Origin of the sequence: Acinetobacter sp. SwsAc2, assembly GCF_013391465.1 — a bacterium.
Taxonomy (GTDB): Bacteria; Pseudomonadota; Gammaproteobacteria; order Pseudomonadales; family Moraxellaceae; genus Acinetobacter; species Acinetobacter johnsonii.
Genome location: NZ_JACBEZ010000022.1, coordinates 1 through 19,552 on the forward strand (window position 1 = coordinate 1; position 19,552 = coordinate 19,552).

Below are 19,552 nucleotides of genomic sequence, written 5' to 3' on the forward strand. Positions count from 1 at the left end.
ACTCAGAAGTGAAACCTCTTAGCGCTGATGGTAGTGTGGAGTTATCCATGTGAGAGTAAGTCATCGCCAGCTCATTAATTCTAAATCCCCCTCCGCTAAGCGCTGAGGGGGATTTTTTTATGCTGAAAAGATTAAAAATAAAAAGAATAGAGCGGAGAATGCGTGTTAAATTATAAAAAAATGCATTTATATAAATTAAAATTATGTGAAATATCTACCATTTATCAGAAATATCAGTATTGCATAATTTTGTTACTTGCATTTTTTAGGGTATACAAAGGAATCGAGGTTAAAATGGCTTTACCATTGTCCGCATCCAAAGTAATCGACTGACAACCTTCGAGATGAATTTCATTCATAAAAGCAGCAACCATAGCTAAAATCGAGCTACTAACTGCCGCAAGTTTAGTACTGTTATAACCATCTCTTTTATAAACATGTGCTAAATCGAAGCCATCTGTGCTACACAGCATGACATAATTGACGCTGCGGACATTCATGAGAACATCTTGAATTTCATTCTTAGCAAAATCAATTAACTCTTTTGGTGCTGAGCGGCTTTGCGCTAAAGTAAACATATAGAACCTCGTTAAGGGTTAATTGGCAATATTTGAGTTGATCTCAATGGATGTAATGAGCGCTTCTAATAATAACAAAACGTCATCTTTCTTCCTTGCATCGATAAAGAAGAGTGGAGAAAAGAGATCATTTTGTAATAACCAGTCTTTATAGATAGTGGTTGATTTGGTTGACTCAGAAAGAAGATCGGTATGTGTAATGCCGATCGCAATATTGTCGGTAAAGTTTTGAAAGGTTTCCAGATAACTTTCTAATTCTTGAATAGGGTTATCTGAATGATGGTCAATCAAAATTACAGCACCAATAGCACCTTTAGTAATGGCAGACCAAATAAAGTCGAAGCGGCTTTGCCCAGGTGTACCATATAGCCCAATGGTCAGGTTTTCATCAAGCGTGATTTCACCATAATCAATACCAACTGTAGTTTCCAATTTGGTATGGCGCTGTGCATCTGTGTTGAAAGCCTCCGTTTGCAGTACAGGAATCTCTGAGAGTGATCGAATCGCCTCTGTCTTACCCGCGCCCATACCACCAGCAAAAACAATTTTAAAGCGTTGTAAAATCATATTATTATCCTATATGCCTAGTTTTTTTCTTAGTTTTCCAAAAAAGCTTTTAATTAATCCTGCTTCTTCTGTAACTTGAGGCATTTCTGGTGGGTTAAAGTGTTTATCCCAAATATTGATTTTTGAGAGATTATGGGTCGCGATATTGGCTGCAATAAAGCGCTGCACAGTTTCAATAGGGAGATTCAACTGCGTTGCAATTTTTGAAATTTTACCACCTTGAATAAAGCAGCTGGAAAGTTGAAAAATGGTTTTCCTGTCCACATTACTTGCTGGCTTAGGCCACATATGGATCTTAAAATGTCCATCTTCAGGTGCAATTTTTTTCAAAAATATGGGTGAATCCCAAAAAAACTGCCATAACCAGTCGCTAAGTATATGGGGTTGCTTGCGTGAGACTTTCATGAAGTTGCTGGTGCTGGCAATGTCATAATCAAAACCAGAATCTGTAAAGGCTTGTTCTCGTTCTGTATTGAGCCAAGCGATATTTTTCTGAATATCAATAATGGCAATGGTGCCCAAAGTATCAAAAAGATGTAGCTTTGAGTTGCGTTCGGTATCCAGCATTTTGCTGAAATATTCTAATTTGTAGTGTGTTTTTTTATTCTGAGTTTCGATAGGAAGGATTTGTTGATTGTCAAAAGAGGGGGGCAGTAGATGTTGAATAATCCAATTCGAGAAGCTTTCAAGATGTGTAATTGGTAAAGAAATTGTGTTTTCGTGGAGTCGGTTTTCGTTATGGGTTTGCTTAGAAATTTTTAGCCATGGGAACTGACGACTTCGAATGATCTTTTGGATCCTTCGGTTTCATAAAAACTTTCATGGATAAATAAACGATCAATAGTTGGGTCAGCAGCGGAGCTCCAGTTAATTTGATACTCTTGAGGAATGAGATTACGTAGCTGTGTTTTAAGTTCGTCAGAATGGTTTGAACTCAGGCCAGTAATCGCAATATTAATATATTGCTTATTCATAGTGTTTCTTTAATTTAATTAGGTTGAAGAGGACAACGCATACAACCCCTTTCCCAAAAGGACGAATAAGGTGATACTGCTTACCTAGTGTAATTAAAATATCTTCGATGGTGTCATTCAAGTTCAATGCTTGTGCAACACGTCGTTTTGAGCGAACGACTTCAGTATTACCTGCAGCCGCGAGTTCTAAATCGATGCTTCCACCGCCTTGAGTTGCTAGGGCCAAACCGCTTTCCCCATCGACCAATGCTGCTGCATAGAATCCATCGATATTTGCTAATGCTTCCAATGACACTTTAGCCATAGTTTTTCTCTTTAATTTTATGAGTTTTGAAATCCTTTTAACTTGTTGTTTCACAATTCGATTTAATTATATGGACGGCGTGAAAAAATTATTAATATAAATAAATGTAACAAAAAAAAGATGAATAAATGTACGATTAAACCCGAGGCTTTTAGTCAGTTTTTGCTATAGATTCTGTGATTAAGTTTGCGTATTTAGAAAAGGAGTGTGAGAAAGCTTATTGTTATTTGAAAAAGTGTTTAATTTATTTGCTATTGCAACAAAATGTAAATTTTATCATTTGGACAAATAAAAGCAAAAAAAGAAATCGATTTTTTTGATTTTTAAAGATGAGATATATAATTATTTTTCATTAAAAAATAAAGGGATGCGCAAAATGAGTGCATCCCTTGGGAATTAGACAAACATTTGACTTGCTGCGCAATAAAGTCCCCATAAAATAACAATAGCCACAGCAGGCTCAATCAGTTTTGCCCATGTTGGCGTTGGATTTTGCTCTACTACCTGTGTGTGTAGCTGATCTGAGTGGTCAGTTGCGTGTTGATTTACCATTTGATTAAACTCCTTCATCGTCTCTTCTAATGATAGCTCTTCTTCAGGCTTTGGTTTAGAGCCAATCAGTTCTGTTAGCTCACTTGTTGTCCAAACCCAGTCATCAGCCAGACCAGAGAGGTGCTCGATTTGACCGACAAGCAGCTCACGAATTCCATGTTCGCCAAAGTTTCCCGTGACATCAAGTTGTTTGAGTTCAGCAAACTGAAGACCCAACATTGTAGTCAAGCTATGTTCTAAGTCTGCCTTCGCTAACTGTGATTCATTTTGCGGAGACGTGGTGAGATGCCTTGCAAGTTCTTGAATATAGAGATGATCCTGAGTTTGAATCTCTTGATAGAGCTTGGTGCCATCTTGACGCATCAAAGTGATGAGTTTTCCAAGGGAGAGGGTGTTGGCCTCAGACAGATATTGAAGTCGCTCCTCATCTGAATATTGACTCAGAAGCTCAGGCTTTTGAATTTTAATCTGCTCTGCAAAATATTGTACTAAATCAAAAGCCATATAATTACTCCATTTTATTAATCTAATAACCTTAAACTTGGTTTTTTCTTAGCGGGTTCAGTTTTTTCTTCATTGTCTGATTTTAAAGCATTTTGCTCACTTTGGGTATGATTGTCATACTCACTTGGATCGAAGAACAAGCCCTGTCCATTTTCACGGGCATAAATGCCTATCACAGCATTAAATGGGACATAAATATCACGAGATACGCCACCAAAACGTGCAGAGAAGGTAATCGCATCGTTGCTCATATGTAGCGCATGTACGGCATGAGGGACGATGTTTAAGACAATTTGGCCATCTTGAATAAACTGTTCAGGAACGAGAGTATTGGGCTGGGTTGCATCGACCAATAAATGCGGTGTCAGTTGGTTATCACAAATCCATTCATAAATGGCGCGAGCTAAATATGGACGAGTCGGCGTAAGGTTTAATTCTTGATCAGACATAATGTTCTCTACGGCTGTTTAAATTCAGATTGATAATGGTTTTTCTCCTGCAAAGTTAAAGACTTTAAAAATGCAGGACGACTAAAAATACGTTGACAATATAAATAGATTGGGCGGCATTGCTGTTTCGGTAAATGCACGCCCATGCTGTTTAAGCGTAGAAAGATAGGCGCAAGCATGCAATCTAAAATACTAAAGCTTTCCGACATGAAATAGGGGAAATGCTGGAACAATGGTGTTAAGGAAATGAGTGTATCTTTCAGTTTTTTTTGTGCTTTCAGTTTTGCTTGTTCATCAAGTGTATCCGGATGGCGTAACATCATATCGGCAAGTTTTAACCAATCTTGTTCAAAGCGCCAAATGTACTGACGCTGTTCCGCGCGAGGCATAGGCGCGTCGGCATAGAGCTTGTTTTGACGATAACGATCGTCTAAATACTCAGAGATGATATTGGCATTAAATAGTTTTAAATCATTTTCAATCAACATGGGCAGTTGATTATAAGGGTTTAAGCTGGCGAGATCTTCATCATCTGCATCACTTAAAACCAGATGGTATTTGATTTGCTTCTCTGCAAGTACATAACGAATCCAGTGGGAGCGAAAATCATCTGCATGGCTATACAGCGTAATTCCTTGAAGCGGAGTAGTTTCGACAGACATATTTCAAGAAACTAGGTGAAGTGAATCGGTTAGAATACTAAAAATAGCCAATAAAATCATCTTAACTTTAATATGCTTATACAATCGAACAACTTGGAATAAATGAAAAATAAGGATAGAACTATGCAGCTTAGGCTCAGAATCACCCAATCGATTGCAGTTATTATACTAATGACTTCCATCTCAAGTAGTTATGCTCAAAATCAAGATGCAGCCGAACAGGTAGATGTAGCGCAGCAGACTGCTGAATATGCAGCTTGTATTGCCGATGAAGCCTGTGATGTTGCTACTTCTGTATCTGAGGATGAGATGTATGGCGGCATTCAGCAAGAATATACAGTAAAAGGCTGTAAGGTCACTGTTTATAATGATGGGCCTGTGAAAATGGTCGATGAGAAAACCGACGAGCCATGTAATGCACCACTTCCCAAAGATCATCAATTTTCAAAATAAGCTGGAATATGTAACTACAGGGATGTAGTGCGAATAAAGCCAGAAGCATAGACTTAAAACTTGAAAATCACGTATAAAAAAGCCTTGGATAAACCAAGGCTTTTTTGTCCGATTCGGTAAACGAATTAACGTTTAGAGAATTGAGGACGTTTACGAGCTTTACGTAAACCAAGTTTCTTACGTTCAACTTCACGAGCATCACGAGTAACGAAACCAGCTTGACGAAGAGCAGGTTTAAGTGTTTCGTCAGAAGCGATCAACGCACGAGTAATACCGTGACGGATAGCGCCAGCTTGACCACCGATACCACCACCAGCAACAGTGATGTAAAGGTCATACTTTTCAGTAACTTCAAGAAGCTCTAAAGGTTGACGAACAACCATACGAGCAGTTTCACGACCGAAGTATTGCTCAAGAGTACGGTTGTTAATTACGAGCTTGCCTGTACCAGCTGACAAGAAAACACGTGCAGTTGCGGTCTTACGGCGACCTGTACCATAATTAGTAGCCATGTGCTGTATCCCTTAGATGTCCAAAACTTGTGGCTGTTGAGCAGCGTGTGGATGCTCTGTACCTGCATACACTTTCATTTTCTTGATCATTGCATAACCAAGAGGACCTTTTGGTAACATACCTTTAACAGCTTTTTCTAAAACTGCTTCAGGTTTGTGAGCGATTAACTTTTCAAAGTTAGTCTCACGGATACCACCAGGGAAGCCAGTGTGGCGATAGTATTTTTTATCAAGCGCTTTTTTACCAGTCACTTGAATTTCTTCAGCATTGATTACAACGATATAATCGCCAGTGTCAACGTGAGGAGTATAAGAAGTCTTGTGCTTACCACGTAGACGACGAGCGATTTCAGTCGCAAGGCGACCTAAAGTTTTGCCAGAAGCATCAACAACGTACCAGTCGTGTTGAACTTCAGCAGGCTTAGCGCTGAGAGTTTTCATTAAACCACTACCTATTATAGTTGGTTTGGACTATGGAATCTGTCCAAACAAAAGGAGACGCGATTCTAAACGAAGTTGCTCAGAATCACAAATGAAAATATAAAATTTCAAGAGCCGTATTTTAAGGTATTTCCCTACATAAAGGAAGAGATCAAAGTTTATTCTTTTTAAAAAACCACAAAAGAGTTCAAACTTTAAAAAAATGGGGAACAGCGATATTGAACTTTATGACTTCACTGAATGAAATGCAGGATTATCACCATAGAACCATTTTAAATTAACGGACAGTGCAGCAGTTACGACTCGCAATTTCTTTGCTCATGTTTGATGTGTTTGAGGCTTTATTTTTTTCTTTGAAAGTTGATGGAATGTGAAAACAGGATAAGTGAGGATTTAAATATAAAAGAATAGGTTCAAGTTGAGTACGGTGAATGCGGAGATACTGGGTGAGACGTTGTATAATAGTCAAAACGCATTTTATTTGAGTTGATCATGCTGCCTTTATATGTCACCAGTGGTGAACCTGCTGGGATTGGTCCAGATATTTGTTTAAGCCTTGCTGCTCGTATAGATGAGCGTCCGATCGTGGTCCTTGGTGATATGAACTTGCTACGTACACGTGCAGCATGTTTGGGATTGGACATTGAACTGATTGAATATTCAGGGCAAGAAGCATCATCAACTCAGGGTCAACTTTATGTTGAGCATGTGCCTTTAAGCAAAGCTGTTGTAATGGGTGAGCTCAATCCTGAAAATGCGCCTTATGTCTTAGAGCAGCTACGACGTTCGGCCGATTATGCTATGTCCGGTAAAAGTGTAGGTGTTGCAACTGCTCCTGTACAAAAGTCAGTCATCAATGATGCTGGGATTCACTTTAGTGGACATACCGAATACTACCAAGAGTTTGCTGGGGTTGAATGTGTGGTGATGATGCTCGCAACCAAGACCTTGCGTGTCGCGCTGGCTACTACACATTTGCCATTAAGAGCAGTACCCGATGCGATTACCAAAGAGCGATTGCATCAAGTCATTGATATTTTAACTCAGGACTTAAAAAGCAAATTTAAAAAAGAGCATCCCCACATTTTAGTGTGTGGCCTAAATCCACATGCTGGGGAGGATGGTTATTTGGGCATGGAAGAAATTGAGGTGATTAACCCTGTGCTGGAAAGCTACCGTGCTCAAGGCATAAATATGAGTCTGAGCCTACCTGCCGATACCTTATTCACCCCAGAAAACTTAAAAGATGCCGATGCTGTTTTGGCGATGTATCACGATCAGGGCTTACCTGTGTTAAAATCGCAAGGGTTTGGTGAAGCCATTAATATTACTTTGGGCTTACCGTTTATTCGTACCTCAGTTGATCATGGCACAGCTCTCTCCCTCGCAGGCACAGGTCTTGCGAAAAGCTCAAGCTTACAGGTCGCTGTTGATTTAGCGTTAGAATTAGCTCGTCACTAATGTTCAGTGACTAACTCACGTTGGAAAATTTTATGTATCAAATTAATGCCTTAAACCCTAAAGATGAAGGGCACCATACGCGGAAGCGTTTTGGGCAAAACTTCTTACATGACCAACGTGTGATTGCCAAGATTGTACGTTCAGTTGCACCACGTTCAGGTGATAACATTGTGGAAATTGGGCCGGGTTTGGCAGCCTTAACTTCTCCGTTGATTGGTGAGTGTGACGCACTTACGGTGGTCGAATTAGACCGTGATTTGGCGGCAGGTTTGCCGGGGCGTGTGCCACATCCTGAACGTTTAACCATTATTGAAACCGATGCACTGAAGTACGACTTCACCAATTTATTTGAAGATGGTCGTCCTTTACGGGTTGTGGGTAATTTGCCGTATAACATCTCAACGCCACTTTTGTTTCACCTTTTGGAGTTTGGTGACAAAGTTAAAGACATGCACTTTATGCTACAAAAAGAAGTGGTTGATCGTATTACGGCTTCTCCAAATAGCAAAGAGTATGGTCGTTTGTCGGTGATGATTCAGTATTTCTGTAAACCGACGTTCTTGTTTGAAGTGCCACCGGGTTCATTTAACCCACCACCCAAAGTGACTTCTGCGGTGTTCCGTTTAGAGCCGTATGCGGTTAAGCCGATTGTGGCAAAAAATGAAAAAGCCTTGGCACGTTTGGTCTCGCATGTCTTTACTCAGCGTCGTAAAACTTTGCGTAATAGCTTAAAAGGCATGTTGGTTGAAGATGGTTTTGAACAAGCAGGTGTTGATCCGATGGCGCGTCCAGAGACTTTAACACTGGCTCAATTTGTGGCATTAGCAGATCAAATGGTGGCTTAAGATGGCAGGTGCAGAGATTCGATACAATTATGTCATTGGTGATGTGCAGGGTTGTTTTGAAGCACTAAAAGCTTTGTTAAAGACCATACAGTTTGATCCTGACCAAGATTTTATTTGGTTTGCAGGGGATTTGGTTGCCCGTGGTGAAAACTCATTGGGTGCTTTACGCTTTATTAAAAAATTAGTAGAGCGTAATGCGGCTGCAACAGTTTTAGGCAATCATGATTTAACTTTGCTGGCGGCTGCACGTGGCATTAAAGCAATCAAAGACAAAGATAACATTCGTGATGTGATTGATGCGATTGATAGTGATGATTTGATTGATTGGCTACGGAAACAACCCTTGTGTGTGTTTCCGAACGCAACCACGGTTCTGACGCATGCAGGCATTCCAACCAATTGGACAGCAGAACAAACTGCTGCTTTAGCCGCAGAAGTTGAGGCGGTCATTGCAGCAGATGATTTTGATGTTGTCGATGCCTTTTTAAAAGAAATGTATGGCAAAGAGCCCACCTTATGGTCGGATGAACTGACGGGGCATGCGCGTTTACGTTGTATCGTAAATTATTTGACTCGTATGCGTTTAACCGATAGTGCTGGGCGTTTGGAGTTTAGTTTTAAAGACTCGCTCAACGACCCGATGCCTGAAGGCTTCAAACCATGGTTTGAATTTGCTTCGCAAGCGGCACAAACCCATAAAGTTGTGTTTGGTCACTGGGCAGCTTTACAAGGTAAAACCATTTCGGACTCGATTCAAAATGTAGATGGCGGTTGTGTTTGGGGACATCAATTAATGGCTTATCGTCTAGAAGATGAGACCTTATTTGCCGTTGATAATCCAGTTCAATAGCACATGCATTAAAAAAGCCACGAACTTCGTGGCTTTTTTATTCTTAGTCGATTCTTAACCAGGTTTGGTTACGACCTAAAGCAGAAACACCGATGTAAGCACGTAGCGAAAGACGCTTTCCTGTGGCATTCAGTTTCATTTTCGCATCATAAAGTTTGCCAGACAGCGGATCAATCACACGACCTTTTTCATAGTTATTGGTGCCGTCGACATGTTTTAAGCCTTTAATAATGTCCATACCCAAAATTGGTTTATTGGTATATGGCGTAGGGCAATTCACACAAGTTTCTTTTGGCGTATAACCTGGGCGTGGTGTAATTTTTACAATTTTTCCAGTGTAAGTATTATTCGATTCTTTACGAATTTCGATAATGGCTTTTGGTGAACCTGATTTATCATCAATTTGTTGCCATGTCCCTGTTAAGTCCTGTGCAAATGCTCCCCCGCAAAGCATGGACAATGTTAATCCCGCGATAAAAAACTTACTTTTCATATAAGGTTCTCTATAGTTTCACAAAAAGATATCCAAGACACAGAAAAATAAACAGTTTGCACAAGGCAAACTGTTTTGTGTTTAGATATGAATTAGGCAGTTGCCTTTAAAAAATGAAAAATCATACACGCTTAGCTGAAACACTTTTATTCATTGAATTTGAAACAATCAGACTAAGTTTGGAGCAATGTATAAGTGACTCAGTAGTGGTCTACAAAATCTAAAATGAATCGATCAAGTGATTGCGTAGACCAGGCCTGTTCAGTAATAAGAACCTAGATTATTCTCGAATCCAAGTTTGGCTGCGACCTAGAGCCGATATGCCCACGTATCCTCGCAAGGTTAAGCGTTTGCCATTCGAACTGAGTTTTGCTTTACAACTATAAATATTACCAGACAGTGGATCAATGATTTTTCCACCCGTGTAATTGGTATCACCGCTGTGTTTCAAACCTTTCATCACATCCATGCCTAAAATAGGCTTATTGGTATACGGCGCAGGGCAATTAATACAAGTTTCTTTTGGTGTATAACCCGGACGAGGCGTTACTTTAACGATCTTAGCGGTATATGTCCCATTTGATTCTTGGCGAATATCAAGGATGGCTTTTGACGACCCAGTTTTGTCATCAATATTTTTCCAAGTGCCGCTAATATCTTCAGCGAAAGCTGTACTACCCATAACGGTTGTAGCGAATGCGATTGCAAGTGTCAATTTGCTCATGAACAAAATCCTTTTATCATTTAATCAACGACAAACTCATCTTAAGTCGATTTTTTAAACAATACAATTGTTTATGTGAGGAACATATCACATTTTTTGCAAGTATAGAATAAACAAAGGTAACCAGATTGCTGTAAATACCGCATTGACAGCCATTCCAAAGGCTGCGTAACGTCCAGCAATACTTCCCCGTTGCCATGCTTGAGCTGTACCGATGGCATGAGCTGCAAGACCTAGCGCTAAGCCCGATGCTCGTTCGTCATTAATGTGTTTGAGGATCAGTGGTGAAAATGCAGCACCAATCACACCGGATAAAATCACGATTAAAATGGCCAGACTCACAGGGGCTTGTAGCAGTGTTGCAATGTTAATTGCGATAGGCGTTGTGACTGCGCGTGTGGCAAATGCCATAATGGTAGGGTCAGACAAATGTAATAGATAAGCCAGGCCCATCGGCAGTCCGACCGCACTGATACTGGCAAAGACCAAAATGCCCACCACGGCTTTGAGGGGGAGGTCGTCATAGCGCATGGCAGCCAATGGAATAGCCAATGCGACTGTGACATAACCGAGCAGATGGTTAAACACTGGATTTACCTGTGCCATATATTGCTCATACGGAATGTTTAACAACAACAGCAGGGCAATCACAAAGCACATGCCAAAAACAATCACTGGAATTTGTGGCAGTTTTTTGTTGAGTGGCTTTGCCAGTAAGTAGGCAACGAGGGTTAGGAAAAAACCGAAAATAATGGGAATCATGTGCACACTCCTAAAGCCATTTCTTAGACATTTTTGCGTAAACCCACAGTGGAATTAGTGTGCTGACAAACAGCACCACCAAAAACATTGGGATTTCACTGCCTAAATGCGTCATCATTAACAGGGAGCCTGCACTGATAGGTAGAAAAGCAAAGGCACTTTCTTTCATGATTTTATTGTTGGTATCCACCAAACGTGCTGGAATTTTATGAAATTTTCTCCAACCCAAAAGGACGATTAATAAACTAATCAGTCCAATTAAATTGCCCAGTTCAGGATGTCCAAAACGTCCAGTGATCCACACAGCCGCCTCACGAAAGATGATGATCAGGGCAACCGTGCCGATCCATGCTTTCCAATCAACAGTTTTTATCCATTCCATTTTGTTCTGTCATTAACATTTTACTTATCACGTTTTAACCGATTTAGCTTTTGATTTCAAATTCTTCGAGTTCACGATGAAATTGTTTTGCTTTCAAACCTAAAATTTCATCAATCGGTAAATGTGCTTGTTTGATCAATTGTTCAAGTTTATGTGGCGCAATATACACTTGTAGGTGTAGGTTGCCCTCATCATCATAATTTTCAGATTGAATCACATTTAGGGCGTACAGTTGATTACGCAATTTGCCATAGGCTGGTTTGAGTAGGACGTCAAAATTTTGAATTTGGCCCATCAAGCACTCTTGGACCGCTTGGCGTAGTAGATTAAATCCTTCGCCTGTATGTGCTGAGACATAGACACGCTCAGGTACATTGGGTTCAGCGTAAATGATTTTGGCTTGTTCGCCACTTTGATCGATCTTGTTATACACCCGTAGGATTGGAATATCTGCGCCAATTTCTTTGAGCACTTTTTCAACGGCTTCAATTTGTTCCATATGGTCTGGACTGCTCGAGTCAATCACATGCAACAGCAAACTGGCTTCTAATGTTTCCTCTAGCGTCGCTTTAAACGATTCCACTAAAGCATGCGCGAGATTCCGCACAAAACCAACCGTATCGGCTAGGACCAGTGGGCCAATACCATCCCATTCCAAACGTCTTAAGGTTGGATCTAAGGTTGCAAATAACTGATCTGCGGCATAAACATCAGATTTGGCTAGGGTGTTAAACAGGGTCGATTTGCCCGCATTGGTATAACCAACCAAAGAAACGGTTGGAATCGCGGCTTTTTGACGTGCAGCACGGCCTTGGATACGGGTCTGACGGACTTTTTCTAATTTATCTTTAAGTTGTCCAACACGGACACGGAGTAAACGACGGTCAGTTTCGAGTTGCGTTTCACCTGGACCACGGAGTCCAATCCCGCCTTTTTGGCTATCGAGGCTAATGCCTGTACCGACCAGTCGAGAAGACAAGTGATCCAATTGAGCCAATTCGACTTGAAGTTTACCTTCATGGGTACGGGCACGTTGTGCAAAGATATCCAAAATAAGGCGTGTACGGTCAATGACCCGGCACTTAATAATACGACTCAGGTTACGTTCCTGACTGGGTGTTAGGGCATGGTCAATAATCACCAGCGTGGCTTCAAGCTCCTCAACGCGAGCAGCAATTTCCTCTGCTTTGCCTGAACCAATGAAATATTTAGCATCGGGTTTGAATCTTTGAGCGTGAACATGCTCCAGAATTTCTGCACCTGCCGACTTAGCAAGCAAACGAAATTCTTCTGCATCAAGGTCTTCCAGAATATGGATGGCAACACTGACTAAAATGGTTTTTTCGCCACCTTGCTTCTGCTCAAAATATTCCACTAAATTCGATCTCACATTGAAAACTCTAGTGTAGATGAATTTGCTGAGATTGAGCGAAATAGTTATGCCGTTGCCTTACATTGAGCGAAATAAGTGAACCAAAAGCAGTAAGGTGCCAAAGTATAAAATACTGAGCCCTATAATAAATTTCAGTGCCTGAACAGGATTTAACGGCGGAGCTGGAGGATTTACGTGGTCGTTCATATACACACCATGTTTTAGTATTTCGATTGATTTATTTTAATTAATTTGTTTAAGCGATTAAAATTGAAAATAATCATCTGGGCCTTCGGTTTTTATGATCAATGCAAGTTGCTCAAGATCAGTATAGAATGAGCCGAAATCAATGATTAAATGTTGAATGAAGCTGTGCCAAGTGAACCGTCTATGCAATCGAATACTGAAATAAAAACAACATCAATAAAAGGTGTCTCTAAGCTTTTTCTGTATGGTAAAAAGCTGGCTTCAGGGCTTGGCGCCGTGTCCGAAGGGTTTTATTTGGTCTATCGACATGGCTTGTATAAAGACATTAACAATCCACAAAATACCCGTTACGTGCAGTATTTCTGTCGTCGACTGTGCAAGGTTTTTAACATTGATGTGCATGTCCACGGGGATATTCCACGTAAGCCTGCACTTTGGGTCAGCAATCATATTTCGTGGTTAGATGTCGCGGTTTTAGGTTCAGGCGCACGAGTTTTCTTTTTGGCCAAGGCTGAAATTGAAAAATGGCCTGTGTTTGGCAAGCTGGCAAAAAGTGGTGGAACTTTGTTTATTCAACGTGGTTCAGGCGATTCCATCAAAATTCGAGAGCAAATTACAGCGTTTTTAAAACAAGATATTCCTGTGTTGTTTTTCCCGGAAGCGACCACGACCGATGGTTCTAAAGTGAAAAAGGTTCATGGACGTATATTAGGCGCAGCAATTGAGGCCCAGCGTGATGTGCAAATTTGTTTGATTTGCTATGTGAATCAACAGGGCGGACTTGACCAAGTCTCTCCGTTTATCGGTAATATTAGTTTTGCCGAGCATGTTAAAAAAGTACTAGAAATGCCACAAGTCACGGCACATTTAGTTGCGCTCCCAGCCATTTGTACAGCAGGACATACGGTTGAGAGTTTAACGGCACTGGTCCAACAAAAAATGGTGCAAGGTTTGGCTGATTTACATCACAAAGTTTTGAAGTCCCAACCTAACATGCAACAAGCTTGAAGGCTTACATAAAGCCTTCAATCGGTAGCCAAGAAACGACTTTGAGACCAGCGCGTTTAAACCAATTCATTTTGGGTTCAGTAGTATAGGTTTTGGTAGAGCCATCAGCTTGTTTGATTTGCCAGTTAATGTTTTTGTTTGCATCTAGGACCAGCTTATAGGCATATTTACTGAGGTTTTGGTCCATGGTGTAGTGTACCGCTTTAGCCAGCGGTGGACTGTTCAGTAAAACCCCAATTTCTGTATTTAAGTTGGCAGAGCGGGGATCAAAATTAAATGAACCAATAAAAACCTGTTTCTCATCAATGGCCATGAGTTTGGCATGCAGACTCGAGCGGCTTAATCCTTTGATGCTGACTTTGGCTTTTTTGGAAATTTCTTCATTGTTTTCGTTTAGGGCTTCGGCCGCAGGCGTGGCTAAAAACTCATAGAGTTGAACACCACTTTCCAGCAAGTCTTCACGATATTTTCCATAGAAAGCATGCACCAACGGTACATCATTGGCTTTAAATGAGTTGGTCAATACGCGGACTTGAATGTCACTCTGTGCTAGGTTAGCCAGATGTTTTTTGCCTTTACGCTCAGGTACAAAATAGGCTGAAATAATGTCGATGCTTTCCATTGGCTTTTCTAAATGGGTTTGCAACTGGAAGTTTAAATGTTCTTCTTTTTTTGCCCGTGATTTGATTTTACTCGGTGAGTCCTTCACCACTTCGGCTTTGACCCAATCGAATTGGATACTATCATTTAACCAGTGTTCAAAGGCTTGCGAACGATTGGCTAGATCCAAATAATTTTGGACGGTCACTTCCTGATAGTGCTGCTCTAACTGGGTTTTTAAACCTTCATAACGCAAGCTGTAATGGTTAGCGTTGACAATTTGACGCACTGGAAAGGCATAATCGTCATTCCAGTATTCATCGAAGGAATGCACAATTTCATCTGAGGCAGAGCCGACCAACATCACATCAACATCTGAAAACTGATAACTGTCGCTGACGTTATAATATTGATTGCTCATGTTACGCCCACCAATCAACGAAATTTGATTATCGGCAATGAAGCTTTTGTTGTGCATCCGGCGGTTGATGCGTTTTAGATTTAAGACCATATCCATCGCACGATAGTGACGGAAGCGGTAGGGGTTATACAGTTTGATGTCAATATTGGCGTGCTGATCGAGCGCCAAATAAATGCCTTCCATTTTCTTGGCATTGTTATCATCGATTAGTAATCGAACCTTCACCCCGCGATCAGCGGCTTTCAAAATAGAATAAAGCGCTAAAGAACCAATACGATCGTTGTCCCAAATATAGTATTGTAGATCTAAGGTTTTTTCTGCCTTATCAATAAGATGGATACGCGCGGCCAATGCTTCGAGTGGATTATAGAGAACATGGAAACCTGTAAGGCCTGGATTTTGTTCACGTAAAGGCAGAACGATTTTGCCTAAACTGGTTTGATCTGTCGGTAGATCAAAAGCATAGACAGGCGTCTGTGGGATTTGTTTGGGTAAGGTATTACACGCTGGGACAGTCAAAACCATACAGCTCAGCAACAACAGTTTGGCACCTTGCTGAGTCGCAGATGAGCGGAATAAAGTTTGTTTCGCTAAGCCGTGAGGTTTTTCCATCGTCATAAAGTCTATAAATTTGGTTTGAGTATAATTCTGAGCTGTGAAAAGATAAACAGAAGATTATGTGTTCTTGATGAACAGTTTGTGAGTAAAAGTCTATGATGAATATACACTCCGTCGTGTTCTATTTTTATATTGCGATGGCCTTACTTGCGGGGTGGGCGGTGTATCAGGCATGGATCAGTCAAACCAATACGGAGACTATTCATCCGTTTAAAGCCTTTGTGCATTTGTTGGCTTTTTATCTCTCTTATTTACTCATTCCTTTGTTTTTCTTTAGCTTATATGCCGGTTTTCAGGGCTATTATTCATGGCATGAAGCTATTTTTGTGTTTTTGGTTAGTGGTGTGCTGTGTTATGCACGTTTCATTGAACCGCATTTTGTACATGTCAAAACTACTCAATATCAAATCCAAGAAGATTATAAATTACTCAAACCCGTTCGTATTGCCTTAATTGCCGATCTACATATTGGTCTATTTTCAGGGCATGAGCGACAACTGAAAACCATCGTCAAACGACTGAATGAACAAAAACCTGATTTGGTGGTGGTTGCAGGGGACTGGACGTATGAACCTGAAAATACACTGGCAGAAGAATTAGAGGTGTTACAAGAAATTAATGCCCCTGTCTATTCGGTCAATGGTAATCATGATGAGCAGTATCCTGGTCCGCCGATTCAAAATTTGTTAAGACATGCTTTGAAGGTGAATAATGTGATTGATATTGAAGGTCAGATTGTTGAATTTGAAGAGTTTCGTTTGATTGGAGTCGGAGATTTGTGGGCAGGTAAGGCGGATATGCGTTTTATGCCGCATTTACCGCAGGACAAACCATGGGTCATCTTATCGCACAATCCAGACACGGTCGATATGATACCCGCTTTACCCAGCCGTCCTTTAATGCTTTCGGGTCATACCCATGGTGGTCAAGTTGAACTGCCATGGCTCACAGACTATGTAATGAAAAAAGTATCTATATTAGGACACAAAAAAGGCTTGTACCGACATGAACATGCGGATGTGTTTGTCACGGTTGGAACAGGTATGGTGGGTGTGCCGTTTCGTTTTCGCGTACCACCGACGATCGATATTATTGAACTGATTTAAGTTGGGTTTAGAACCAATAAAAAATAAAGCTTAAAACCAAAATGACCACAGCCAAGACGATCCAAAGGTTGTGATTTTTTGTATGAAGCGCTTGTAGGTCTTGTATTGCATCGAGGTTATTCACTGCTGTGCTATGCGGGCTTTGTGGCTGTTGTTGTGTAAAGCTCTGTCCTTCAGACACAAGGGAGCTGCGGTGTCTTAATTCAGCGGTTGATATGCGTTGTTGTTGATGTCGTTTATGGCGATACATGCTTTTTAGTGCAGCATCATGCCGCTTCGTGAGTTCAGTCACGATCTCTTGTGCATCATCGTATTGAAAAGCGGTATGTGTGGCGATGTATTGAATGGCTTGAATAATTTTATTTTCTTCAACTAATACGATGACATCAAGGAGTTGTTCATTGGTGAGTTGTTGTATTTTTTCATCCATTTTTCGGTCCTATTCATCTGTATCTCTCTCTATTTTTGAAGTAAAACGACAGATTTTAAATATGGTTTTTGTAGCGTTTGTTAAAGCATTGGTATAAAAAAACCAGCATCACTGTGCTGGTTTTTAGACATCAAATTCAGGGTCAAATTTGATTATTTACATCATCATTTTTGGTTTCACGGATCATTAAGAACGCACATAAAGACAGTAGTGATGCCGCCGTGAGGTAGTAACCTACTGCGTGTAAACCGTAGGTGGTTGCAAGCTTGGTGGCAATGAGAGGTGCAAATGATGCCCCAAAGATCCCCGCAAGGTTAAAGGTTAGTGCTGAACCTGTATAACGAACGGATATTGGAAAAATTTCAGAGAGCACAGTACCAATTGGTCCATAGGTTAAACCCATGATGGATAAACCAATACACAGGAACAAGAACACAACAAGGGTACTGCCTGATTCCAACATGCTTGAGAACACTAAACCAAATAACGCCGCAGCAACACAGACAGCAATAGATGTGGTTTTACGACCAAATTTTTCCGCTAAAACTGCTGACAAGGGGATGAATGCAGCAAAGCACAGGGTTGCGACCAGTTGAAGTTGTAAGAACTGTTCGCGGGTGTAACCCAGCTGTTTGGTACCCCATTGCAAAGCAAATACCGTCGTGAGGTAGAACACCACAAAGGTACAAATGGCTGCAATGGTACCTAAAATCAACATGCCCCAGTGTTTGGTGATCACTTCTTTAAACGGAATGTTAACTTCTTTTTGCTTGTCTAAAACTTTCTGGAATGCAGGAGTTTCATGTAGTTGTAAACGAATCCATAGGCCTACAATCACCAGTAATGCACTCGAGATAAAGGGAATACGCCAGCCCCATGTCATAAACGCTTCTTCAGTCATAAAATGACCCAGCGTCAAGAATGAACCCGTTGCTAAAATAAAGCCAATCGGTGCGCCCAGTTGGGGGAACATGCCATACCAAGCACGTTTACCTTCAGGTGCATTTTCTGTGGCAAGCAATACCGCACCCGACCATTCACCACCTAAGCCGAGTCCTTGACCTAAACGACACAGCGCAAGCAGTAATGGTGCGGCAATTCCAATTTGTGCATAGGTGGGTAATAAGCCGATACACACGGTTGAAAGTCCCATGGTCAGCAAAGCTGCAACCAAGGTCGCCTTTCGGCCGATACGATCACCTAAATGTCCAAAGAGTGCAGCGCCAATCGGGCGTGCAATAAAGGCAATGGCGAAAGTTGCCAAAGACTGAATGGTTGCAGTCATTGGATCGGTACTTGCTGGAAAGAACAGGTACGGAAAAATAATGACAGCCGCAGTGGCATAAATATAAAAATCGAAGAATTCGATAGTTGTACCTACCAGACTGGCTGTAAGTACGCGGAATTTTGAGTTTACAGGCTGCTGTTCAGCAACAGCAGTATTTAATGACGCCATGGTAGACCTTACACTTAAAAAATAGTCGAACTGAGTTTTAAAAGCGTCATCTTTTTAAAAAAGGCGTAATTTTTTAAAAAAATACGAATGTTCCTCGGGCAGACTACGGAATTAGGGTTGCTAAAAAATGTAGTGTGCGCGGGTTATATCACGTAAAGATAGATGGACAGGAAATGTGATCCTGCACCAATCAATACAAAAATATGCCAGATAGCGTGCGTATATCTTACCTTTTTTAGCGCATAAAACAATGCACCGATGGTATAGGAAAGTCCACCAATGATTAAAAAAGTCAAAGCTGGTTTAGATAAAAAGCGTTGCATATCATCCATTACCAGCACAGCCAGCCAACCCATGAGCAGATAAGCAATCAGTGAGATTTTTTCAAAGCGATGAATGAAAACTAACTTGAATAGTGTACCAATGAGTGCAATCACCCAAAGTGCAATGAGTAGGTAATGGGCTTTTTGCGTGGGCAGTGCGATAGACAAAAATGGAGTGTAGGTGCCTGCAATCAGATAATAAATGGCAGTGTGATCTAATTTTTTATACCAGCCGCGAAGCTCTGGTGATTCCGCAAAATGATACAAGCTTGATGCGGCGAACAATAAAAATAGGCTCAAAGCATAGACCCACAGCCCGATCCATTGTGCTGTTTCTAAGTAAGACCCTTTGATAATCAATAAAATACCGGCTATGAGTGCAAGACCTGCTCCAATAGCATGGCTAATAAAATTGATTCTTTCTTCAACTGGATCGTAGTTTACAACAGGGTGAGCGCTCATAAGTCATGTGCATTTTTATAAAATATACAACTGTAT

Annotated in this window: 25 protein-coding genes; 6 read left to right on the forward strand and 19 right to left on the reverse strand. The window is 40.9% G+C overall.

Translation table 11 applies throughout. The features are described from left to right. Positions 1-233 precede the first annotated feature (233 nt). The 8 genes from HYI04_RS10685 to HYI04_RS10715 form a co-directional block, all read right to left on the reverse strand. The gene (locus tag HYI04_RS10685) at positions 234-578 is read right to left on the reverse strand and encodes a roadblock/LC7 domain-containing protein (protein ID WP_010327465.1); all 345 of its coding nucleotides are present in this window, start codon (positions 576-578) and stop codon (positions 234-236) included. A gap of 18 nt (positions 579-596) precedes the next feature. After that, positions 597-1,145 carry an ATP/GTP-binding protein gene (locus HYI04_RS10690; RefSeq protein ID WP_004695077.1) on the reverse strand — a complete coding sequence of 183 codons (549 nt, stop codon included), beginning with the start codon at positions 1,143-1,145 and terminating at the stop codon, positions 597-599. 9 nt (positions 1,146-1,154) lie between these two features. After that, the gene (locus tag HYI04_RS16955) at positions 1,155-1,712 is read right to left on the reverse strand and encodes a hypothetical protein (RefSeq protein WP_228127582.1); all 558 of its coding nucleotides are present in this window, start codon (positions 1,710-1,712) and stop codon (positions 1,155-1,157) included. A gap of 191 nt (positions 1,713-1,903) precedes the next feature. Next, positions 1,904-2,119 carry a hypothetical protein gene (locus HYI04_RS16960; protein ID WP_224216478.1) on the reverse strand — a complete coding sequence of 72 codons (216 nt, stop codon included), beginning with the start codon at positions 2,117-2,119 and terminating at the stop codon, positions 1,904-1,906. Next, positions 2,112-2,423, reverse strand: coding sequence for a roadblock/LC7 domain-containing protein (locus HYI04_RS10700; protein WP_010327464.1), 312 nt, complete (start codon positions 2,421-2,423; stop codon positions 2,112-2,114). The genes HYI04_RS16960 and HYI04_RS10700 overlap by 8 nt, the downstream gene beginning before the upstream one ends. 396 nt (positions 2,424-2,819) lie before the next feature. Further along, positions 2,820-3,479 (reverse strand): hypothetical protein, encoded by a 660-nt coding sequence (locus tag HYI04_RS10705; RefSeq protein ID WP_010327463.1) that lies wholly within the window; start codon positions 3,477-3,479, stop codon positions 2,820-2,822. A 17-nt stretch (positions 3,480-3,496) separates the two neighbouring features. Beyond that, the gene (locus tag HYI04_RS10710; RefSeq protein WP_010327462.1) at positions 3,497-3,928 is read right to left on the reverse strand and encodes a ClpXP protease specificity-enhancing factor; all 432 of its coding nucleotides are present in this window, start codon (positions 3,926-3,928) and stop codon (positions 3,497-3,499) included. Positions 3,929-3,936: 8 nt separating this feature from the next. Next, positions 3,937-4,590: a glutathione S-transferase N-terminal domain-containing protein gene (locus HYI04_RS10715; RefSeq protein WP_004695093.1), complete on the reverse strand. Its 654-nt coding sequence runs from the start codon at positions 4,588-4,590 to the stop codon at positions 3,937-3,939. A gap of 123 nt (positions 4,591-4,713) precedes the next feature. Here HYI04_RS10715 and HYI04_RS17065 point away from each other — a divergent pair, with 123 nt between their 5' ends. After that, positions 4,714-5,043 carry a hypothetical protein gene (locus tag HYI04_RS17065; RefSeq protein WP_029575104.1) on the forward strand — a complete coding sequence of 110 codons (330 nt, stop codon included), beginning with the start codon at positions 4,714-4,716 and terminating at the stop codon, positions 5,041-5,043. A gap of 125 nt (positions 5,044-5,168) precedes the next feature. Here HYI04_RS17065 and rpsI read toward each other — a convergent pair whose 3' ends face one another. Then, positions 5,169-5,555: a 30S ribosomal protein S9 gene (gene rpsI, locus HYI04_RS10725; RefSeq protein ID WP_004695095.1), complete on the reverse strand. Its 387-nt coding sequence runs from the start codon at positions 5,553-5,555 to the stop codon at positions 5,169-5,171. A gap of 12 nt (positions 5,556-5,567) precedes the next feature. Next, the gene (gene rplM, locus HYI04_RS10730) at positions 5,568-5,996 is read right to left on the reverse strand and encodes a 50S ribosomal protein L13 (protein ID WP_004695096.1); all 429 of its coding nucleotides are present in this window, start codon (positions 5,994-5,996) and stop codon (positions 5,568-5,570) included. Positions 5,997-6,488: 492 nt separating this feature from the next. Here rplM and pdxA point away from each other — a divergent pair, with 492 nt between their 5' ends. Genes pdxA through HYI04_RS10745 form a run of 3 tightly spaced genes read left to right on the forward strand, consistent with a single transcriptional unit; the run spans position 6,489 to position 9,152 of the window. Then, positions 6,489-7,457 (forward strand): 4-hydroxythreonine-4-phosphate dehydrogenase PdxA, encoded by a 969-nt coding sequence (gene pdxA, locus HYI04_RS10735; RefSeq protein WP_010327460.1) that lies wholly within the window; start codon positions 6,489-6,491, stop codon positions 7,455-7,457. Positions 7,458-7,489: 32 nt separating this feature from the next. After that, on the forward strand, positions 7,490-8,302 hold the full coding sequence (gene rsmA / locus HYI04_RS10740; protein ID WP_004695098.1) for a 16S rRNA (adenine(1518)-N(6)/adenine(1519)-N(6))-dimethyltransferase RsmA: 813 nt from the start codon (positions 7,490-7,492) through the stop codon (positions 8,300-8,302). A 1-nt stretch (position 8,303) separates the two neighbouring features. Beyond that, positions 8,304-9,152 carry a symmetrical bis(5'-nucleosyl)-tetraphosphatase gene (locus tag HYI04_RS10745; protein WP_004695099.1) on the forward strand — a complete coding sequence of 283 codons (849 nt, stop codon included), beginning with the start codon at positions 8,304-8,306 and terminating at the stop codon, positions 9,150-9,152. 43 nt (positions 9,153-9,195) lie between these two features. Here HYI04_RS10745 and HYI04_RS10750 read toward each other — a convergent pair whose 3' ends face one another. The 5 genes from HYI04_RS10750 to hflX form a co-directional block, all read right to left on the reverse strand. Next, positions 9,196-9,645, reverse strand: a complete 450-nt coding sequence (locus HYI04_RS10750) for a DUF2147 domain-containing protein (RefSeq protein ID WP_004695101.1) — start codon at positions 9,643-9,645, stop codon at positions 9,196-9,198. A 280-nt stretch (positions 9,646-9,925) separates the two neighbouring features. Beyond that, the gene (locus tag HYI04_RS10755; RefSeq protein ID WP_010327459.1) at positions 9,926-10,369 is read right to left on the reverse strand and encodes a DUF2147 domain-containing protein; all 444 of its coding nucleotides are present in this window, start codon (positions 10,367-10,369) and stop codon (positions 9,926-9,928) included. A gap of 87 nt (positions 10,370-10,456) precedes the next feature. After that, positions 10,457-11,131 (reverse strand): LrgB family protein, encoded by a 675-nt coding sequence (locus HYI04_RS10760; protein ID WP_004695104.1) that lies wholly within the window; start codon positions 11,129-11,131, stop codon positions 10,457-10,459. A 10-nt stretch (positions 11,132-11,141) separates the two neighbouring features. Continuing rightward, on the reverse strand, positions 11,142-11,513 hold the full coding sequence (locus HYI04_RS10765) for a hypothetical protein (protein ID WP_004695106.1): 372 nt from the start codon (positions 11,511-11,513) through the stop codon (positions 11,142-11,144). Positions 11,514-11,556: 43 nt separating this feature from the next. Continuing rightward, entirely contained in the window at positions 11,557-12,888 is a 1,332-nt protein-coding gene (gene hflX / locus HYI04_RS10770) for a ribosome rescue GTPase HflX (protein WP_058951672.1), read from the reverse strand. A 387-nt stretch (positions 12,889-13,275) separates the two neighbouring features. On the opposite strand from hflX, the gene HYI04_RS10775 reads away from it, so the two are divergent. Next, positions 13,276-14,100, forward strand: coding sequence for a 1-acyl-sn-glycerol-3-phosphate acyltransferase (locus HYI04_RS10775; protein WP_029575103.1), 825 nt, complete (start codon positions 13,276-13,278; stop codon positions 14,098-14,100). Between the two features lie 4 nt (positions 14,101-14,104). On the opposite strand, the gene HYI04_RS10780 is transcribed toward HYI04_RS10775, so the two are convergent. Then, positions 14,105-15,733 carry a phospholipase D family protein gene (locus HYI04_RS10780; protein ID WP_010327456.1) on the reverse strand — a complete coding sequence of 543 codons (1,629 nt, stop codon included), beginning with the start codon at positions 15,731-15,733 and terminating at the stop codon, positions 14,105-14,107. 101 nt (positions 15,734-15,834) lie between these two features. On the opposite strand from HYI04_RS10780, the gene HYI04_RS10785 reads away from it, so the two are divergent. Then, positions 15,835-16,845, forward strand: a complete 1,011-nt coding sequence (locus HYI04_RS10785; protein ID WP_010327455.1) for a metallophosphoesterase — start codon at positions 15,835-15,837, stop codon at positions 16,843-16,845. A gap of 7 nt (positions 16,846-16,852) precedes the next feature. On the opposite strand, the gene HYI04_RS10790 is transcribed toward HYI04_RS10785, so the two are convergent. From HYI04_RS10790 to HYI04_RS10800, 3 genes are all read right to left on the reverse strand, one after another. Beyond that, a complete protein-coding gene (locus tag HYI04_RS10790; protein ID WP_010327454.1) occupies positions 16,853-17,275 on the reverse strand; it encodes a hypothetical protein in 423 nt (140 codons plus the stop codon). A gap of 142 nt (positions 17,276-17,417) precedes the next feature. After that, positions 17,418-18,731 carry an MFS transporter gene (locus HYI04_RS10795; RefSeq protein WP_010327453.1) on the reverse strand — a complete coding sequence of 438 codons (1,314 nt, stop codon included), beginning with the start codon at positions 18,729-18,731 and terminating at the stop codon, positions 17,418-17,420. A 143-nt stretch (positions 18,732-18,874) separates the two neighbouring features. Next, positions 18,875-19,516, reverse strand: coding sequence for a hemolysin III family protein (locus HYI04_RS10800; protein WP_010327452.1), 642 nt, complete (start codon positions 19,514-19,516; stop codon positions 18,875-18,877). Positions 19,517-19,552: the final 36 nt, after the last annotated feature.

Coding starts and splice junctions, on each gene's coding strand:
- HYI04_RS10790 (WP_010327454.1), bottom strand. CDS start 17,275: ATGGATGAAAAAATACAACAACTCACCAATGAACAACTCCTTGATGTC.
- pdxA (WP_010327460.1), top strand. CDS start 6,489: ATGCTGCCTTTATATGTCACCAGTGGTGAACCTGCTGGGATTGGTCCA.
- HYI04_RS10765 (WP_004695106.1), bottom strand. CDS start 11,513: ATGGAATGGATAAAAACTGTTGATTGGAAAGCATGGATCGGCACGGTT.
- HYI04_RS10750 (WP_004695101.1), bottom strand. CDS start 9,645: ATGAAAAGTAAGTTTTTTATCGCGGGATTAACATTGTCCATGCTTTGC.
- HYI04_RS16955 (WP_228127582.1), bottom strand. CDS start 1,712: ATGCTGGATACCGAACGCAACTCAAAGCTACATCTTTTTGATACTTTG.
- HYI04_RS10785 (WP_010327455.1), top strand. CDS start 15,835: ATGATGAATATACACTCCGTCGTGTTCTATTTTTATATTGCGATGGCC.
- HYI04_RS10755 (WP_010327459.1), bottom strand. CDS start 10,369: ATGAGCAAATTGACACTTGCAATCGCATTCGCTACAACCGTTATGGGT.
- rplM (WP_004695096.1), bottom strand. CDS start 5,996: ATGAAAACTCTCAGCGCTAAGCCTGCTGAAGTTCAACACGACTGGTAC.
- HYI04_RS10685 (WP_010327465.1), bottom strand. CDS start 578: ATGTTTACTTTAGCGCAAAGCCGCTCAGCACCAAAAGAGTTAATTGAT.
- rpsI (WP_004695095.1), bottom strand. CDS start 5,555: ATGGCTACTAATTATGGTACAGGTCGCCGTAAGACCGCAACTGCACGT.
- HYI04_RS10690 (WP_004695077.1), bottom strand. CDS start 1,145: ATGATTTTACAACGCTTTAAAATTGTTTTTGCTGGTGGTATGGGCGCG.
- HYI04_RS10700 (WP_010327464.1), bottom strand. CDS start 2,423: ATGGCTAAAGTGTCATTGGAAGCATTAGCAAATATCGATGGATTCTAT.
- HYI04_RS10800 (WP_010327452.1), bottom strand. CDS start 19,516: ATGAGCGCTCACCCTGTTGTAAACTACGATCCAGTTGAAGAAAGAATC.
- HYI04_RS17065 (WP_029575104.1), top strand. CDS start 4,714: ATGCAGCTTAGGCTCAGAATCACCCAATCGATTGCAGTTATTATACTA.
- HYI04_RS10775 (WP_029575103.1), top strand. CDS start 13,276: ATGCAATCGAATACTGAAATAAAAACAACATCAATAAAAGGTGTCTCT.
- HYI04_RS10715 (WP_004695093.1), bottom strand. CDS start 4,590: ATGTCTGTCGAAACTACTCCGCTTCAAGGAATTACGCTGTATAGCCAT.
- HYI04_RS10705 (WP_010327463.1), bottom strand. CDS start 3,479: ATGGCTTTTGATTTAGTACAATATTTTGCAGAGCAGATTAAAATTCAA.
- HYI04_RS10710 (WP_010327462.1), bottom strand. CDS start 3,928: ATGTCTGATCAAGAATTAAACCTTACGCCGACTCGTCCATATTTAGCT.
- rsmA (WP_004695098.1), top strand. CDS start 7,490: ATGTATCAAATTAATGCCTTAAACCCTAAAGATGAAGGGCACCATACG.
- HYI04_RS10795 (WP_010327453.1), bottom strand. CDS start 18,731: ATGGCGTCATTAAATACTGCTGTTGCTGAACAGCAGCCTGTAAACTCA.
- HYI04_RS10780 (WP_010327456.1), bottom strand. CDS start 15,733: ATGGAAAAACCTCACGGCTTAGCGAAACAAACTTTATTCCGCTCATCT.
- HYI04_RS16960 (WP_224216478.1), bottom strand. CDS start 2,119: ATGAATAAGCAATATATTAATATTGCGATTACTGGCCTGAGTTCAAAC.
- HYI04_RS10745 (WP_004695099.1), top strand. CDS start 8,304: ATGGCAGGTGCAGAGATTCGATACAATTATGTCATTGGTGATGTGCAG.
- HYI04_RS10760 (WP_004695104.1), bottom strand. CDS start 11,131: ATGATTCCCATTATTTTCGGTTTTTTCCTAACCCTCGTTGCCTACTTA.